This is a genomic window from Microbacterium aurantiacum, from assembly GCF_002872075.1.
In the GTDB taxonomy this organism is placed as follows: Bacteria; Actinomycetota; Actinomycetes; order Actinomycetales; family Microbacteriaceae; genus Microbacterium; species Microbacterium aurantiacum_A.
The window spans coordinates 1-15,970 of record NZ_PGGU01000012.1; the positions used below are offsets into that span (position 1 = coordinate 1).

Consider the following 15,970-nt stretch of genomic DNA (forward strand, 5'->3'; position numbering starts at 1 on the left):
GCCCGGTCCCTGAGGGGACCGGGCCGCTCTGTCGTCGCCAGCCCGCGCGTGGACCGGCTCGTCGATCGATTCCGACGTCAGTCGAAGATTCCGTCGAGGAGGCTGCCGATGACGAGGCCACCGAGGAGTCCGGAGGCGATGTCGCCGCCGCCACCGCCGCGGCGACCGCCGCCGCCCCAGCCATCGCCGCCGCCCCAGCCCTGATCCTGCGGGCGTGACGAGTCGATGTCGCGCTGGGCGAGCTGCAGAGCCTCGGAAGCGAGGTGCGCGACCCGCCGTGCGACGGCGAGGGCCTCTTCACGGGTGTCCTCGGCGGGGAGCAATGCGGGAAGGTCGACGCGCAGACGCTCGGCCTCTGCCAGGCGGGTGCGCGCATCCGCACCGATCCAGCCACGGTGTCCGGCGATCAGCCCGCGAGCCACGCCGAGCTGACGATCGGCATCGTCGATGGCGTGCTGAACATGCTGCACGGTCGGCAGCGGGTTCTGCTCCCGATGCCGGGCCTTGGCGATCGCCTCGTCGAGTGCGCCGTTGGCCTCGCGCAGCTGCGAGAGCTCGGCGAAGGGATCGTTCGGCGTTCCGGAGGGGGCGAGCGCGGCCAGCGCCTGTTCGAGGGCTGCGACTGCTGCGCGCACCGCAGGCACCTGCGGTGCGGTCCGCGCCGCGATGATGTCACCGCGGGAGTCGGCGACGACCTCGGCGAGCGTCGATTCCGCGCGCAGGGCCTCGATCTCGAAGTCCTCGACCGCGTCGAGGAGCGCGGAAGCGCGGCGCGTGGCCTCGGTGGCCGTCTCGAGCGCGAGATTGGCCTCCTCGTTCTGCTTCGCCGCACGCCGCCGCTCCGACACGTTGGCCCCGTGCGTCGCGAAGGAGATGAGCTGCTCGGCTTCCCTCGCGCTCGCGGTGATCTGCGCCATCGCCGAGTCGGAGTAGCGGGAGGCCAGACGCTCCACGGTCGCGTTGGTCTGCGGGATGCGCTCGCTCAGGGTCTCGGCATCCGCACGCACCTGAACGATGACCTCCGGCGCGCGACGCACGCGCGAGATGGACTCGGCGAGCACGCCGGTCTTCTCATCCAGCAGGTCCTGAGCCCAGTCGCACAGCTGCACGATGCGGGCGTTGCGGGTGCGCAGCTCTTCTGCCGTGTCCGGAATCTCGTCGTGGTTCAGCTGGTGGAGCTGGAACGCCTCGCGCAGGTGCGTCCGCACAGCGCTGAGCGCCTTCTTCAAATCGGAGGTGAGCGACCCGCCCAGCTCCGCATCGGCGAACGCCAGTTCGTCGGCGGTCGTGCGGATCCGCTCGTCCGCTGCGACCAGCGCCTGCTCGGCGCGACGCGCCAGATCGGCGTCCTGTGCCGCGAGTGCTTCGTCTTCGCGCTTGCGTTTGCCCCAGAATCCAGCCATGGTTCCGATCCTACGGGAGGCGCGGTGCCGGAGAGCCGTGCTTTCCTGGGGCATTCCTATGACAGAGCGTGGTTCGCGCCCGTCGGCGCTGTGGTCGTCCGGCGGAGCGCCGGATCTGCGGCATCCGCCTTCACCGGACGTCCGCGGCGAGGGCGTTCCGCCGCAAGGCCCAGCCCGATCGCGTGCTGCGGCTGCTGGCCCAGGCGCTCTTCGGCGTGATCGAGCCAGCGCAGTTCAGCCTCGGCGGCGAACCTCATCGAGGCGATGACCAGCGACCAGGCCAATTCGGAAGCCTCCGAACCGGCGCCGTCGAACGTCGCGGTCTTCAGCTTCTCCAACTGCTCGTGCGACGTGGCACGCTGGGTGCGGATCAACCTCGACACGTCCACTCCGGGGAGGGTCGCCGCCACAGCGAGCTTGATCGCGAGCTCGTCGCGTGTTGCCTGGCCGCGCCGCACAGGGGAGGACAGCCATTGCCCGACCTCGGCCGAGCCCGCCTCGGTGATCGTCCAGTAGACGTGCCCCAGCTCATCGGCGTCCCCGCGGGAGACCAGCCCGTCACGCTCCATGCGCTCCAGCGTGTTGTAGATCTGGCCGACGTTCAGCGGCCACGTCGATCCGGTGCGCCGGTCGAACTCGTGGCGCAGCTGATAGCCGTAGCAGGGGCCCTGGTCGAGGATCGCGAGCAGGCTCTGGCGCACCGACATGGGACTCCTGTTCGAGCGGAGGGGAAAGGCATACCGAGTATATGCATGCGGGGAAACCCGGCCGCCCGGAGCACGCAGGCGACGCGCAGGTCACAGCCCGGTAACATGGCACCGTATGTCTGTGCATGCCCGCACGCGGGCGGCACGGCAGAAGACCCACCAACAGGGAGAAGACATCTGTGGCGAATCCTCTTGAGAAGCTGCTGCGCGCGGGCGAAGGGCGGGTCATCCGCCGCCTGAACCAGGTCGTGAAGGCAGTGAACGCGCTGGAAGAGGAGTTCGCGAAGCTCACCGACGAAGAGCTCCGCGGAGAGACGGCGGAACTGCGAGCGCGCTTCGAGAAGGGCGAGACGCTCGACCAGCTGATGCCGGAGGCGTTCGCCGCCGTCCGCGAAGCAGGCAAGCGGACCCTGGGCATGCGCGCCTACGACGTGCAGCTCATGGGCGGCGCGGCCCTTCATCTCGGCAACATCGCCGAGATGAAGACCGGTGAGGGCAAGACGCTCGTCGCTACGTTCCCGGCGTATCTAAACGCCATCGCGGGCCAAGGCGTGCACGTCATCACCGTGAACGACTATCTCGCCAGCTACCAGGCCGAGCTCATGGGCCGCATCTACCGCGCACTGGGAATGAAGACCGGGATCATCGTCTCCGGTCAGACTCCGGCGGTGCGGCGTGAGCAGTACGCCGCCGACATCACTTACGGCACGAACAACGAGTTCGGCTTCGACTACCTGCGCGACAACATGGCCTGGCGCAAGGAGGATCTCGTCCAGCGGGATCATTTCTTCGCGATCGTCGACGAGGTCGACTCGATCCTCATCGACGAGGCGCGGACCCCGCTGATCATCTCCGGCCCGTCCTCAGGGGAGGCGAATCGCTGGTTCGCGGAGTTCGCGAAGATCGCGCGCACCCTCGTCGCGGGCGAGGACTACGAGGTCGACGAGAAGAAGCGCACCGTCGGTGTGCTCGAGCCCGGTATCGAGAAGGTCGAGGACTACCTCGGCATCGACAACCTCTACGAGTCCGCCAACACGCCGCTGATCTCGTTCCTGAACAACTCGATCAAGGCGCTCGCCCTGTTCAAGAAGGACACCGACTACGTCGTGATGAACGACGAGGTCATGATCGTCGATGAGCACACCGGTCGCATCCTGGTCGGACGCCGCTACAACGAGGGCATCCACCAGGCCATCGAGGCCAAGGAGGGCGTGCCGGTCAAGGCCGAGAATCAGACCCTCGCCACGGTCACGCTGCAGAACTACTTCCGCCTCTACGACAAGCTCGCAGGCATGACCGGTACGGCCGAGACAGAGGCCGCCGAGTTCATGTCGACCTACTCGCTCGGCGTGATCCCGATCCCGACGAACAAGCCGATGATCCGCAAGGACCAGTCCGACCTCGTCTACAAGAACGAAGCGGCGAAGTTCGGTCAGGTCGTCGAGGACATCGCCGAGCGGCATGCCGCCGGGCAGCCGGTGCTCGTGGGAACGGTCAGCGTGGAGAAGAGCGAGTACCTCTCGCGGCTGCTCGCGAAGAAGGGCGTCAAGCACGAGGTGCTCAACGCGAAGAACCACGCACGCGAGGCGGAGATCGTCGCGCGTGCAGGGCGTCTGGGAGCCGTCACCGTCGCCACGAACATGGCCGGTCGAGGCACCGACATCATGCTCGGCGGCAACGCCGAGTTCCTCGCCGTACAGGAGCTCAAGGCCCAGGGTCTGGACCCGGTGGAGACGCCGGAGGAGTACGAGACGGCCTGGGACGAGACCTATGCCGCGATGAAGGCGACCGTCGCGGAAGAGGCGGAGAAGGTCATCGAAGCCGGTGGCCTCTACGTGCTCGGCACCGAGCGCCACGAGTCGCGCCGCATCGACAACCAGCTGCGTGGACGATCCGGACGTCAGGGCGACCCGGGGGAGAGCCGCTTCTACCTGAGCCTCACCGACGACCTGATGCGGCTGTTCCAGTCGGGAGCCGCCGAGGCGATCCTCGCGCGGACGAACTTCCCGGACGACGTGCCGATCGAGTCGGGCCTGGTCTCGCGCGCCATCCGCAGTGCGCAGTCGCAGGTCGAGGCGCGCAACGCCGAGATGCGCAAGAACGTCCTCAAGTACGACGACGTCCTCAACCGTCAGCGTGAGGCGATCTACGCGGATCGCCGGCACATCCTGCAGGGCGATGACATCGCGGACCGCGTGCAGCACTTCATCGAGGATGCCGTCACCGGCGTCGTCCGTGATCACACCGGCGAGGGCCACAACGAGAGCTGGGACTTCGACGCACTCTGGACCGAGCTGAAGACCCTCTACCCGGTCGGCGTGACGATCGACGAGGTCGTCGCGGAGGCGAGCGGCCGCAAGGGCGGCATCACCTCGGACGGCCTCACCCGCGAGCTGCTCTCCGACGCGAAGATCGCCTATGAGAAGCGCGAGGAGACCCTCGGCGCGGCGGCGACACGCGAGCTGGAGCGCCGCGTGGTGCTGCAGGTGCTCGATCGTCGCTGGCGCGATCACCTCTACGAGATGGACTACCTCAAGGACGGCATCGGGCTGCGCGCGATGGCGCAGCGCGACCCGCTGATCGAGTACCAGCGCGAGGGCTACTCGATGTTCCAGTCGATGATGGGACAGATCAAGGAGGAGTCGGTCGGCTACCTCTACAACCTCGAGGTCGAGGTGCGCCGCGCTCCCGACAGCGATGCGGCCGAGGTCGAAGCCAAGGGGCTCTCCGACGGCGCCGGCGAGCAGCGCCTCGAGTACTCGGCGGCGAATGACGCCGGCGAGGTCGAGGTGCGCAACGATCGCGGTCAGGTGCAGCAGGCGGCGACGGATCGGATCCGCCAGGCGGCGGCCCGTGCCGCCGCGACCGAACCCGCCGAGCCCGAACAGGGCGCCCGCGGTGCCTTCGGGCAGCGCACGGATGCCGCCGAGCAGCCGGCCGCAGGCAACCGCGAGCAGCGACGGGCGCAGGGCAAGAAGAAGAAGTAGCGGTAGGCCGAAGAGGGGCCGATCCATCCGGATCGGCCCCTCTTCGCTGGCCTGTAGGCTTGGCCGATGACCCCAACGCGCCACTTCGACCAGTCGTCGAAGCTCAAGAACGTCCTGTACGAGATCCGTGGGAACACGCTCGTCGAGGCGGCGCGGCTCGAGGCCGAGGGGCACCAGATCCTCAAGCTGAACACGGGCAATCCGGCGATCTTCGGCTTCGAGGCGCCCTACCAGATCGTGCGCGACATGCTCGAGGCGCTGCCCACCGCGCACGGCTACAGCGACAGCAAGGGCATCATCTCGGCGCGTCGCGCCGTGGTCAGCCGATACGAGGAGATCCCCGACTTCCCGCGCTTCGACCCGGATGACGTCTACCTCGGCAACGGGGTCTCCGAGCTCATCACGATGACGATGCAGGCTCTGCTGGACGAAGGCGATGAGGTGCTCATCCCGGCTCCGGACTATCCGCTGTGGACGGCGATGACCAGTCTCGCCGGGGGAACCCCCGTGCACTACGTCTGCGACGAGGAGGACGGCTGGCAGCCGGACCTCGAGGACATCCGGTCCAAGATCACGCCGCGCACCAAGGCGCTGGTCATCATCAACCCGAACAACCCCACCGGCGTCGTGTACTCCAGGGCTGTGCTCGAGGGCATGGTGCAGATCGCCAGAGAGCACCAGCTCCTGCTGCTGTCCGATGAGATCTACGACCGCATCGTCTTCGACGAAGCGATCCACATCCCCACGGCGACGCTCGCGCCCGACCTCCTCTGCCTCACGTTCAACGGACTGTCCAAGACCTACCGGGTCGCCGGATTCCGTTCGGGCTGGGTGGTCATCACCGGTCCGCAGGCTCATGCCAAGGGCTTCATCGAGGGGATCACGCTGCTCGCGTCGACGCGTCTCTGCCCGAACGTGCCCGCGCAGCACGCTCTGCAGGCCGCGCTCTCCGGAGTGCAGTCCATCGACGCGCTCATCGCTCCCACCGGACGCCTGCACGAACAGCGCGACATCGCCTGGCAGGGACTCGAGTCGATACCGGGCGTCTCCTGCGTGAAACCCGAAGGCGCGCTCTATGCCTTCCCGCGGCTCGATCCGAACGTGCATGAGATCAGGGACGATGCGAAGCTCGTCTACGACCTGCTCGTCTCCGAGCACATCCTGCTCGTTCAGGGCACCGGCTTCAACTGGGCGACTCCCGATCACCTCCGGATCGTGACGCTGCCGGAGGCCCGGGTGCTCAGCGAGGCGATCGAGCGACTCGGAAACTTCCTCGCCAGTTACCGCCAGTAGCTCGCGCTGGTGCTGGTTCCGGCGCGGCCGCGCTCGGAGCCGGTGCCAGCGAGCCCGCCAGCCGGCGCACGGCCGCGACGAGCGACGAGCGCGGGGTGACGTCGCTCATCGGCCTGGCATGCAGGAGCGCGGCATCGGCAGCCCGCCGGTCGTATGGCAGGAACGTCACGTCGGCGATGCCGGCGAATCTCTCGAGCGTGCGTCGGATCTGACCACGGGCATCGATGCCGAGTGGTCCGGGGCGCACCTGGTTGGCGACCACGGTGATCGGGGTCGGCCCGATGAGATCGCGGAGTTCGGCATGATCGCGCAGGAAGCGGCTGATTCCGAGCGGATCGGCCGTGGTGACGGCGATCACCGCATCGGCCTCGCGGAGGGTCGTCGTCGTCGCGGCGTGGCGGCGCGGACCGGTGAGGTCGAACGTGGCCTCGTCGTCGGCGTCGAGGGTGCCGGCGATGTCGACCACCGTCTCCTGCATCCACTCGCGGCACGCCTGGAGCGTTGCGCGCAGGCGGGCGGCCGACAGTTCCGGCCAGCGGCCGGGTCGATTGATCCCTCCGAGCACTTCGACGGCGCCGGCACTCGTCTCCAGCGTTGTGGCGAGCCGGGTCAGCTCGTTCGAGTCGAGTCCGCCGAGCTCGGCGCGTCGGCACGCGGCCGCGATACCCGGTGAGTCGTCGCTGAGGCCGAGGAGGAGCGCGAGCGAGGGGGCGACCGTGTCGGCGTCGACGAGGGCGGTGCGGCGGCCGGTGCGGGCCAGCTCGACGGCGAGCTGGATGGCGAGCGTGGATCGTCCGGGAGCACCGTGCGGGCCCCAGAGCGCGAGGATTCGGCTGGTGGATGCCGACGAGACCGGCCGCACCGCGACCGGCGCCTCCGCGGTCAGCGCCGCAGCCACCTCCCATCCCGACGCCTCCGCAGGCAGCGCGGCCGTCAGTCCGTAGCGCCCGAGGAGGCGGCTGTCGCCATCCCCGAGGGGGACGATGCGGACGCCGGAACGATCGCAGGCGGCGATGAGGTCGGGCGTGAGGACGGCCCGAACGGCCGGTGCGAGCAGCGTGTCGGCGTCGCCCAGATGGGAGGCGATCGCGGCGTCGGGTGAGAGGACCGCGATCACGCGCACGCCCTCGAGCTCGAGCTCCTCGGCCAGAGCGGTCGCCCGCGGCTCGGGGATGGCGATGATCACGCCGGTCATGAGCCGGCGCCCACGGGGACCAGTGACAGCACCGAACCGCCGGTGATGGCCGCGAGGACGTCGGCCACATCGGAGCGGTCGATGACCACTTCGACTCCGGCCTTCGCCCCCGCCATCATGCCTTCGGTGTCCACGATCGCCGCGACCACGGCATCGGCGATGAGGATCCTGGGCGCATCGAAGGAGCGGTCGTCCTCGAGGGGAGGGGCGTGCCACAGTTCGACGACCGTCCCCGGTGCGACGTCCTCGGGGATGCCGGTGCTGCTCTCGACGACGATCGTCGTGGTGCGACCGCTCTCGGCGCCCGCCGCAGCGGCCGAGGGGACGAGCTCTCCCTCCGCGAGCGTGCGGGCGGCGATCTGCCCCGGCTCCAGATCCTGCGGGGCGAGATAGGCGTCGCCGACGGCGCCGAGGTTGACCTCCACGACCTGGAAGTCGCCCGAGACGAGCGCCTCGCCCGCGACGATGGTGCGGTTGGCCTGCAGCACCGGCGTGGTGTGATCGGCGGAGGAGATGATCAGCCACACACCGGCGATGGAGAGGGCGACCAGCACGATGCCGATCAGGAAGCGTGCATCGCCCCAGAAGGCGCGTCGCGGTCGAGTGTGCGTCGTCATGGAGCCATGGTCACAGAAATCGGCTGATCGCCGTTCGAGTTATCCACAGGCCGGCCGAGAGCGGGGCATATATGCACGGCGCAGGGGAGAATGGGGGACATGCCCGATATGCCCGCATCCGCTCCGCGCTTCCTCGCGCCTGCCCAGGTGGCGGAGCTGCTGAGCATCGAGGTGGACGAGGTGATCGCGCTGGTCTTCGAGGGGCGCCTGCGAGGTTCGCAGCTCGGGTCTCCCGCACGCTGGCGGGTCGAGGAGTCGAGCCTCTCGGAGTACCTCGCCGAACAGTCGGAGGAGGCCAGGCGGATGGCGTTGTGGCGTCAGGCGAACGAGGCCAGCTTCCCCGAGGTGTGGGGAACGTCGACCCGCACCCCCCTTCAGGGCAGCTGAGCGACTCCGGACGTCCGGAGCCGGAGCAGCGCGCTGAACGGCACGATGCGGAACCCCTGCACTGCTTCCGCGCGCCGCACCTCGCCGGCGTCGTGCACGGCGAGGTCGAGATGATCGGCACCGGCCCGGTCGATGGTTCCGTGCACCTCGCCGCCGTCCTGGAGGGCGATGCGGACGGGCACCCGCCGGCGCGCGAGATCCCGCAGCACGAAGCCGAACGTCATGCGTTCGCGCAGCGCGGGCTCCGCCGTGGTCTGCGGGTCGAGACTGGCCAGCAGCATGCCATGATCCATCGTCATCCCGCTGATCGCGTGCAGCGGGATGACCGACATCGTCCGAGCCGCGGCCGATTCCGCATGGGACGACGACTCGGCGGCGATCCAGTCCGCCCCGAGCGCCCGGAGGCGCACGGGGAGACGCAGCCCGGCGGCGAGCTCGAGCGTCACCGGCGCCTCGACGGCGCACAGCATCCGGAGCCTGCTGCGCAACTCGAGTCGTGAGATGCGCAGCCGCTCTGATTCCGCATCGAGGGCGGCGCGCTCCGCCTCCCACTCCGAGGCGAGCTGACCTTCGAGGTCTTCGAACAGGCGATCCCAGTGCACCCGACCGAGCGTAGGCGACCGACCGGATCCATGTACGAGTTATCCACAATTGTCGTGCTCGCACCGTCGGAGCCGTCGTCACCGTGCTGTACTTTCACGCAGTTTCCCAGAACGAGAGCGCCCCTCATGACCTTGCACGAGTACTTCGCACCCCAGCCCACCTCGGCATCCGAGCTGCCGGATCCCGCGCCGCTGCTGCGAAGCCTCACCCAGGGCGTTCTCGAGGTTCTCGCCGGCGTCCGCGAGGTCGATCAGCTCGCGAGGTGGTTCAGCGAGGATGCGTTCCGCAGTCTGGTGACCAGGGCGAACCTGTCGGCCAGGGCGCGCAGCGCCCGCGGGGTCGCACCGGCGCGGCCCTCGTTCGAGATCCTCTCGATCCGGTGCGCGGCGCCCAGGGACGACGTGATCGAGGCCGTGGTCGTCGTGGCGGGTCCCGGACGCACGCGAGCGGTCGCAATACGGCTCGAGGGCATGGACCGACGCTGGCGGGCGACGTCGCTGGCGATTCTCTGAGCCGACTGAATCTATGCTGGGGAGGTGTCAACCCTCAGCGATCTCGCCCAGGCCCAGGGCCTCCTGACCGACGCCGACGTCGAGTGGCTCCACCGCCTCGCCGGCGACGGCCAACTGCTCGCGGACCTCGCCTCTGCCGACATCGTCGTCTGGATCCAGACCGACGACGGCAGCTTCGTCGCCGTCGCGCACGCCCGTCCCAGCGGTGCTGCCACTCTGTTCTACCGCGACATCGTCGGGGAGCGGGTCCGTCCGCAGTGGCGCACCCAGGTGCAGGGGGCGTTCGACTCGGCGGAGATCGTCGATTCCTCGTCGCCGGACTGGTTCGAGGAGACGCCGACCAGAGTCCGGGCGGTGCCGATCGCGCGCCAGCGGCGCAAGGAGGACGGTGCGGCGACGGTCATCGGCGTGGTCACGCGGCACACGAACCTCGGTGAGGCCCGCACCCCGTCACGGCAGCAGATCACTTTCGAGGAGTGCGCGAACGACCTCTTCCGCATGATCGCCGACGGCAGCTTCCCTGATCTCGCCGCCCCCACGTCACCGCGTCGCGGCGCGCCCCGAGCATCGGACGGACTGATCAGGATCGATGTCGACGGCATCACCACGTTCGCCAGCCCGAACGCCCTCTCGGCATTCAATCGGATGGGCTTCGATGACGAGCTCGAGGGGGAGTCCCTCGCCGAGGTGACCACCCGCCTGGTGCCGCCGTCGCGGCAGGTCGACGAGTCGTTGCCCGTCGTCGTCACGGGGCGCGCCCCCTGGCGCACGGACATCGAGGCGCGCGGTGTCACGGTCTCCCTCCGGGCCATCCCCCTGAAGGACCACGGCAACCGGATCGGCGCGATCGTGCTCTGTCGTGACGTCTCCGAGCTGCGGCACCAGGAGCAGGAACTCATCACCAAGGATGCGACGATCCGCGAGATCCACCACCGGGTGAAGAACAATCTGCAGACCGTCGCCTCGCTGCTGCGTATCCAGGCGCGCCGCACCCACTCGGAAGAGGCGCGCGACGCGCTCGCGCAGGCGATGCGCCGCGTGGATGCGATCGCCGTCGTGCATGACACGCTGGCGCAGGGTCTCACTCAGAAGGTCGATTTCGACGAGGTCTTCCAGCGGGCGCTGAAGCTCGTCGCCGAGGTCGCCTCAGCCCCGAACACCCGTGCCAAGGTGCGGTCGACGGGTCGGTTCGGCGTGCTGCCGAGCGAGTACGCCACACCGCTGGCGCTGGCGCTGACCGAGGTCGTGACCAACGCCGTCGAGCACGGCCTTGCGGGCCAGGAGGGTTTGGTCACCGTCGATGCGGTGCGCACAGAGGAGAATCTCCGCGTGACCGTGAGCGACACGGGGCGAGGCCTGCCCGAGGGGCGCATCGGTCAGGGACTGGGCACGCAGATCATCCGCACGCTCATCCAGGGTGAGCTCAGCGGCACGATCGAGTGGCACGGCCGCGAGGGCGAAGGCACCGATGTGATCATCGACATCCCGCTGCGCTGGCTGATGAAGTAGCGCAGCGGGTATCGATCAGGACGCGCGGCGGGCGCGTGCTGCGCGGCGCTTGAGGGCGCGGCGCTCGTCTTCGGAGAGACCGCCCCAGACGCCGGAGTCCTGGCTGGTCTCGAGGGCGTACTGCAGGCAGATCTCGGTCACCGTGCAGGTGGCGCAGACGGTTTTCGCCTTCTCGATCTGGTCGACTGCCGGGCCGGTGTTCCCTACGGGGAAGAACAGCTCGGGGTCGACAGTCAGGCAGGCGGCCTTGTCGCGCCAATCCATGGGGGCTCCTCGGTGTGGATTTCAAGAGCGACCGCAGACGCGATGGCTCGGATTCGGGTGTCGGTTTCGGGTTCCGCTACCCTGATGTGTTGCAGACGGATGCCTGCGTTTTGTGTTGCGAGCTGAAGCGCCCGCCCCACGCCGCTGTGGGAGCACATGACTCTGTCTATTCTGTAACATAACGTTAACAAGGGCAAGGGTTTTCTGCGCTCTCATTCGATTCTCAGGAGATCCCGTGCGCGCACCCGGACTGGCTCTTGCCGCCGCCGCCGTACTCGCGGTCGAGGGTCTGGCGCTCACCGCCTTCGCCGTCATCGAGCTCACCGGACTCGGCGCCGGAGACGCGGCCTCGCTGCCCACCGCTCTGGCGCTCATCGTGCTCACGCTGATCGGGGCCGTCGCACTCTTCGCGTTCGCCGCGGGCACACGTCGGGGGCGCTCGTGGGCGCGCTCAGGCGGCGTCGTCTTCCAGGTGCTGGCCGTCGCACTGGCGCTCGCGTCGCTCACGCTGCAGCCGATCCCGTGGATGTTCACCGCGGGGGTCGGGCTCCCCGGCCTCATGGGCTTCATCCTGCTGATCGCCAGCGCCCGCCGCGAGGCCGAGCAGATCGAGGCGGAGCAGACCGCGGCGGAATGATCGTGCCCGCCTGAGCCGCCGTCAGGCGTCGATGCCGAGCAGCTTCCGGATGCGTGCGACGTGTCCGGTCGCCTTGACGTTGTAGAGGGCGAGGGTGACGATTCCGTCCTCATCGAGCACGAACGTGGAACGGATGACGCCCTCGATCACCTTGCCGTAGTTCATCTTCTCGCCCCAGACGCCGTATGCGTCGTGAACGGCGTGATCGGGGTCGCTGAGCAGGGTGAAGGTCAGTCCATCGCGTTCGCGGAACTCGGTCAGCTGCGACGGCTCATCCCGGGAGATCCCGATCACCCGGTAGCCGGCGCCCTGCAGCGACGAGATGCTGTCGCGGAAGTCGCACGCCTGGGTCGTGCACCCGGGCGTCATCGCCGCGGGATAGAAGTACAGGATCGTCTTCGTGCCCCGCAGATCGGCGAGCCGGACGGGCGCACCGTCCTGGTCGAGGAGCGTGAAGTCGGGGGCGGCGGTACCGGATTCCAGGCGCAGAGTCACCTCTTCAGCCTAACGGCCCGGGGCCTGGTCCGCCTTGTCGGAGAACGTCTGCAGCAGCCGCTGCAGCGAGTCCAGGCGTGCCCGCCCGGTCTCGCCGAGCTCGCCGCGCTCGGCGGCTTCGATCAGCGCGCAGTCCGGGGCGTCGGCCAGGTGCGTGCAGCCGCGGGGGCAGTCCTCGGCGATGAGCGACAGTTCGGTGAACGCCGCGAGGATGTTGGCCGGGTCGACGTGCCCGAGGCCGAAGGACCGCACGCCGGGAGTGTCGATCACCCAGCCGGTCCCGTCCGCGCCGTGGTAGCGCAGTGAGACCGTCGAAGAGGAGGTGTGCCGCCCGCGTCCGGTGACCTGGTTGACATGACCGGTCGCCCGCAGTGCCGTGGGAACCAGCGCGTTCACGAGTGTGGATTTGCCGACGCCGGAGTGGCCGACGAACACCGTGGAGTGCCCGACCAGAGCGGCGCCGATCTCCTCGATCGGCATCTCCTCCTGCGCGCTGGTGAACACGCGCAGGTCCAGGCCCTCGAAATGCGAGAGGAAGGCGGTGGGGTCGGCGAGGTCGGTCTTGGTCACGACGAGGAGCGGACGGATGCCGGCGTCCAGCGCCGCGACGAGATAGCGATCGACGAGCCGCGCTCGGGGTTCGGGGTCGGCTGCGGCCACGACGACGAGCATCTGGTCGGCGTTCGCGACGATCACCCGCTCCACCTGGTCGGTGTCGTCGGCGCTCCGTCGCAGCAGCGAGGTGCGATCGACGATCCCGACGATGCGGCTGAGCGTCCCTTCGGCACCCGAGGTGTCGCCGACGACCCGTGCCTGATCGCCGGTCACGATCGGCATGCGTCGCAGTTCTCGCGCCCTGGTCGAGGTGACGGCGCGTTCGTCCTCGGTGTTCTCGTCGATGAGCACGGAGTAGCGGCCACGGTCGACGCCGAGGACCCGGCCGATCACTGCGTCGTCGTGTGCGGGGCGGCGCTTGGTACGCGGGCGATTCGCCTTCGGGTTGGGCCTCGTCCGGAAGCTGCTCTCGTCGTAGGCCTCGAAGTCGTCCTCGAGGTCGTCGGCATCGTCGAGCCAGCTCATCCTGGGGTGCCCTGCAGCATCCGCTCCCAGAGCATGGTGAACTCGGGAAGCGTCTTCGCGGTGGTGCCGATGTCGTCGACCTCGACGCCGGCGACGCGGAGGCCGATGAGGGCTCCGGTCGTCGCCATCCGGTGGTCGTGGTGCGCGGCCCATCCGCCGCCGCGCAACGGCCGCGGGATGATCCGCAGTCCGTCCGAGAGCTCCTCGGCCTCGCCGCCGAGCGCGTTGACGTTGCCGACGAGCGCGGCGATGCGGTCGGTCTCGTGCAGGCGGATGTGGCCGATGCCCCGGATCGTCGTCGGGGTGTCGGCGAACGCCGCGAGACCGACGAGCGTCGGCGTGAGCTCGCTGGCCGCGGACAGGTCCAGATCGAGTCCGCGGATGCCGGCTCCGGCGCGCACGGTGAGGACTCCGCTGTGCCTGCTGACATGCGCGCCCATCGCTTGCAGGATCTCGGGCAGCAGCGCACCCGGCTGAGTCGAGTGCGCGGGCCATCCGGTGACCGAGACCGAACCGCCGGTGATGAGCGCGGCTGCGAGGAAGGGCGCCGCATTGGACAGATCGGGTTCGATCGCGATCTCCTTGGCCCGCGGTACGCCGGCCTCGACGAGCCATTCGCCTGCGGCCGGTCGTTCGATGCGGATGCCGCGGCGGCTGAGCGCCTCGATCGTCATGTCGATGTGGGGGAGGCTGGGCAGGTGGGAGCCGGTGTGCACGAGGTGCAGTCCCACGTCGAACCGCGGCGCCGCGAGGAGGAGCCCCGACACGAACTGGCTCGACGCGGACGCGTCGATCTCGACCCGTCCTCCGCGGATCCGGCCGTGTCCGCGGATCGTGAACGGCAGCGACCACGTGCCCTCGTCGTCGATGTCGACGCCGAGGTCGCGGAGCGCGTGGATCAGTCCGCCCATCGGGCGGTGAAGCGCCGTCTCATGTGCAGTGAGGTGCACGTCCTCAGCGGCGAGACCGGCGAGCGGGGCGATGAAGCGCATCACGGTGCCCGCCTGTCCGCAGTCCACCGTCTTGCCGCCCTGCAGCTTCGCGGGCGTCACGATGAGGTCGGGACCGAACTCGCTGCCCGCATGCTCCTCCTCGATCCCGACGCCGAGGGCGCGCAGCGCGTCGACCATGCGGCGGGAGTCGTCGGAGTGCAGCGGAGCGATCAGCCGCCCGGGCCCATCGGCGATGGCGGCGATGATGAGCTCACGATTCGTGAGCGACTTCGACCCCGGAATGGTCAGCGTGGCGCGCACGGCGTCGGAGGTCGTCGGCGCCGAGTAGGCGCCCTGGACGAGGGGAGGGGAATACCTGTTGGCGCTCATCGGTTTCCACCTTAGTGAACGGCGAACGACGCGCCGAGAAGGAGACAGCATGCTCGCCACGCTCGAGCGCGAGACGGTGGACCTCAGCGGCCTAGACTGGCCGGTGATGGATGACACGGCGACGACAGACACGACCGGCGACGCGCGGCGTGAATTCGAGGAGCAGGCGATCCCTTTCATGGATCAGCTCTACGCCGCGGCGATGCGCATGACGCGCAATCCGGCCGACGCGGCCGACCTCGTGCAGGAGACGTTCGTTAAGGCGTTCGGGTCGTGGGCGACGTTCACGCAGGGGACCAACCTGAAGGCCTGGCTGTACCGCATCCTCACCAACACGTACATCAACATCTATCGCAAGAAGCAGCGCGAGCCGTACCAGGGCACGATCGACGAGCTCGAGGACTGGCAACTGGGCGGGGCGGAGTCGACCACGGCCTCGCACGGCCGCTCGGCCGAGGCCGAGGCGATCGACCGGATGCCGGCATCGGTCGTCAAGGACGCCCTGCAGGCTGTCCCGGAGGATTTCCGGCTGGCGGTGTACCTCGCCGACGTCGAGGGCTTCGCCTACCAGGAGATCGCCGACATCATGAAGACGCCCATCGGCACCGTGATGAGCCGTCTGCACAGGGGCAGACGGATGCTGCGGGAGCTGCTGGCCGACTACGCCGCGGAGCGGGGCATCGCCGCGGCAGACACGAGGAGCAAGAGATGAGCGACTGCGGCTGCACGAAGGCGCGTCAGGATCTGGAGGAGTACCTCCGCAACGAGGTGTGCAAGACCGAGCACACCGAGATCCGCGAGCATCTGGAGAGCTGCCCGTCCTGCCGGGACGAGGCACTCGTCGCGACGACTCTGACCGAGGTGATCGCCCGCGCCTGCAAGGAGAGCGCCCCGGAGGAGCTGCGCGACCAGGTGTTCGCGCGTCTGCGCGAAGTGCAGGCCGCGCAGCACTGACCGGG

General features: G+C 68.9%; 17 protein-coding genes. 8 read left to right on the forward strand and 9 right to left on the reverse strand.

Annotated features, from left to right (window positions below; all coding sequences use genetic code 11):
• Positions 1–77: 77 nt before the first annotated feature.
• Entirely contained in the window at positions 78–1,403 is a 1,326-nt protein-coding gene (locus CUR96_RS09155; RefSeq protein ID WP_102193010.1) for a hypothetical protein, read from the reverse strand.
• A 56-nt stretch (positions 1,404–1,459) separates the two neighbouring features.
• A complete protein-coding gene (locus tag CUR96_RS09160) occupies positions 1,460–2,110 on the reverse strand; it encodes a PadR family transcriptional regulator (RefSeq protein ID WP_102193011.1) in 651 nt (216 codons plus the stop codon).
• 179 nt (positions 2,111–2,289) lie between these two features.
• Between CUR96_RS09160 and secA the strand changes: the two genes are divergently transcribed.
• Both secA and CUR96_RS09170 read left to right on the forward strand, forming a co-directional pair.
• Positions 2,290–5,097, forward strand: coding sequence for a preprotein translocase subunit SecA (secA, locus tag CUR96_RS09165; protein WP_102193012.1), 2,808 nt, complete (start codon positions 2,290–2,292; stop codon positions 5,095–5,097).
• Between the two features lie 66 nt (positions 5,098–5,163).
• Positions 5,164–6,390, forward strand: a complete 1,227-nt coding sequence (locus CUR96_RS09170; RefSeq protein ID WP_102193013.1) for a pyridoxal phosphate-dependent aminotransferase — start codon at positions 5,164–5,166, stop codon at positions 6,388–6,390.
• Here CUR96_RS09170 and CUR96_RS09175 read toward each other — a convergent pair.
• Together CUR96_RS09175 and CUR96_RS09180 are read right to left on the reverse strand one after the other, a co-directional pair.
• Positions 6,338–7,585, reverse strand: coding sequence for an AAA family ATPase (locus CUR96_RS09175; protein WP_102193014.1), 1,248 nt, complete (start codon positions 7,583–7,585; stop codon positions 6,338–6,340). The two genes, CUR96_RS09170 and CUR96_RS09175, sit on opposite strands and share 53 nt — an antisense overlap.
• Positions 7,582–8,202, reverse strand: a complete 621-nt coding sequence (locus CUR96_RS09180; protein ID WP_102193015.1) for an SAF domain-containing protein — start codon at positions 8,200–8,202, stop codon at positions 7,582–7,584. Before CUR96_RS09180 ends, CUR96_RS09175 begins: the two co-directional genes overlap by 4 nt.
• Positions 8,203–8,301: 99 nt before the next feature.
• Between CUR96_RS09180 and CUR96_RS09185 the strand changes: the two genes are divergently transcribed.
• Positions 8,302–8,589 (forward strand): helix-turn-helix domain-containing protein, encoded by a 288-nt coding sequence (locus CUR96_RS09185; protein ID WP_102193048.1) that lies wholly within the window; start codon positions 8,302–8,304, stop codon positions 8,587–8,589.
• Here CUR96_RS09185 and CUR96_RS09190 read toward each other — a convergent pair.
• On the reverse strand, positions 8,577–9,191 hold the full coding sequence (locus CUR96_RS09190) for a hypothetical protein (RefSeq protein WP_102193016.1): 615 nt from the start codon (positions 9,189–9,191) through the stop codon (positions 8,577–8,579). The genes CUR96_RS09185 and CUR96_RS09190 overlap by 13 nt on opposite strands.
• Before the next feature lie 126 nt (positions 9,192–9,317).
• Here CUR96_RS09190 and CUR96_RS09195 point away from each other — a divergent pair, with 126 nt between their 5' ends.
• Entirely contained in the window at positions 9,318–9,704 is a 387-nt protein-coding gene (locus tag CUR96_RS09195) for an Rv3235 family protein (protein ID WP_102193017.1), read from the forward strand.
• A 24-nt stretch (positions 9,705–9,728) separates the two neighbouring features.
• Entirely contained in the window at positions 9,729–11,213 is a 1,485-nt protein-coding gene (locus CUR96_RS09200; RefSeq protein WP_102193018.1) for a sensor histidine kinase, read from the forward strand.
• 15 nt (positions 11,214–11,228) lie between these two features.
• On the opposite strand, the gene CUR96_RS09205 is transcribed toward CUR96_RS09200, so the two are convergent.
• Positions 11,229–11,477, reverse strand: coding sequence for a WhiB family transcriptional regulator (locus CUR96_RS09205; protein WP_017203224.1), 249 nt, complete (start codon positions 11,475–11,477; stop codon positions 11,229–11,231).
• Between the two features lie 235 nt (positions 11,478–11,712).
• Between CUR96_RS09205 and CUR96_RS09210 the strand changes: the two genes are divergently transcribed.
• Positions 11,713–12,114 (forward strand): hypothetical protein, encoded by a 402-nt coding sequence (locus tag CUR96_RS09210; RefSeq protein WP_102193019.1) that lies wholly within the window; start codon positions 11,713–11,715, stop codon positions 12,112–12,114.
• Between the two features lie 21 nt (positions 12,115–12,135).
• Here CUR96_RS09210 and bcp read toward each other — a convergent pair whose 3' ends face one another.
• Genes bcp through aroA form a run of 3 tightly spaced genes read right to left on the reverse strand, consistent with a single transcriptional unit; the run spans position 12,136 to position 15,011 of the window.
• Positions 12,136–12,609 (reverse strand): thioredoxin-dependent thiol peroxidase, encoded by a 474-nt coding sequence (gene bcp, locus CUR96_RS09215; RefSeq protein ID WP_102193020.1) that lies wholly within the window; start codon positions 12,607–12,609, stop codon positions 12,136–12,138.
• Between the two features lie 9 nt (positions 12,610–12,618).
• Entirely contained in the window at positions 12,619–13,689 is a 1,071-nt protein-coding gene (rsgA, locus tag CUR96_RS09220; protein ID WP_102193021.1) for a ribosome small subunit-dependent GTPase A, read from the reverse strand.
• The gene (aroA, locus tag CUR96_RS09225) at positions 13,686–15,011 is read right to left on the reverse strand and encodes a 3-phosphoshikimate 1-carboxyvinyltransferase (RefSeq protein WP_102193022.1); all 1,326 of its coding nucleotides are present in this window, start codon (positions 15,009–15,011) and stop codon (positions 13,686–13,688) included. The genes rsgA and aroA overlap by 4 nt, the downstream gene beginning before the upstream one ends.
• Before the next feature lie 49 nt (positions 15,012–15,060).
• Between aroA and CUR96_RS09230 the strand changes: the two genes are divergently transcribed.
• Together CUR96_RS09230 and CUR96_RS09235 are read left to right on the forward strand one after the other, a co-directional pair.
• Positions 15,061–15,723, forward strand: coding sequence for a sigma-70 family RNA polymerase sigma factor (locus CUR96_RS09230; protein ID WP_102193023.1), 663 nt, complete (start codon positions 15,061–15,063; stop codon positions 15,721–15,723).
• Positions 15,720–15,965: a zf-HC2 domain-containing protein gene (locus tag CUR96_RS09235; RefSeq protein ID WP_102193024.1), complete on the forward strand. Its 246-nt coding sequence runs from the start codon at positions 15,720–15,722 to the stop codon at positions 15,963–15,965. Before CUR96_RS09230 ends, CUR96_RS09235 begins: the two co-directional genes overlap by 4 nt.
• The last annotated feature ends 5 nt before the right edge of the window (positions 15,966–15,970 follow it).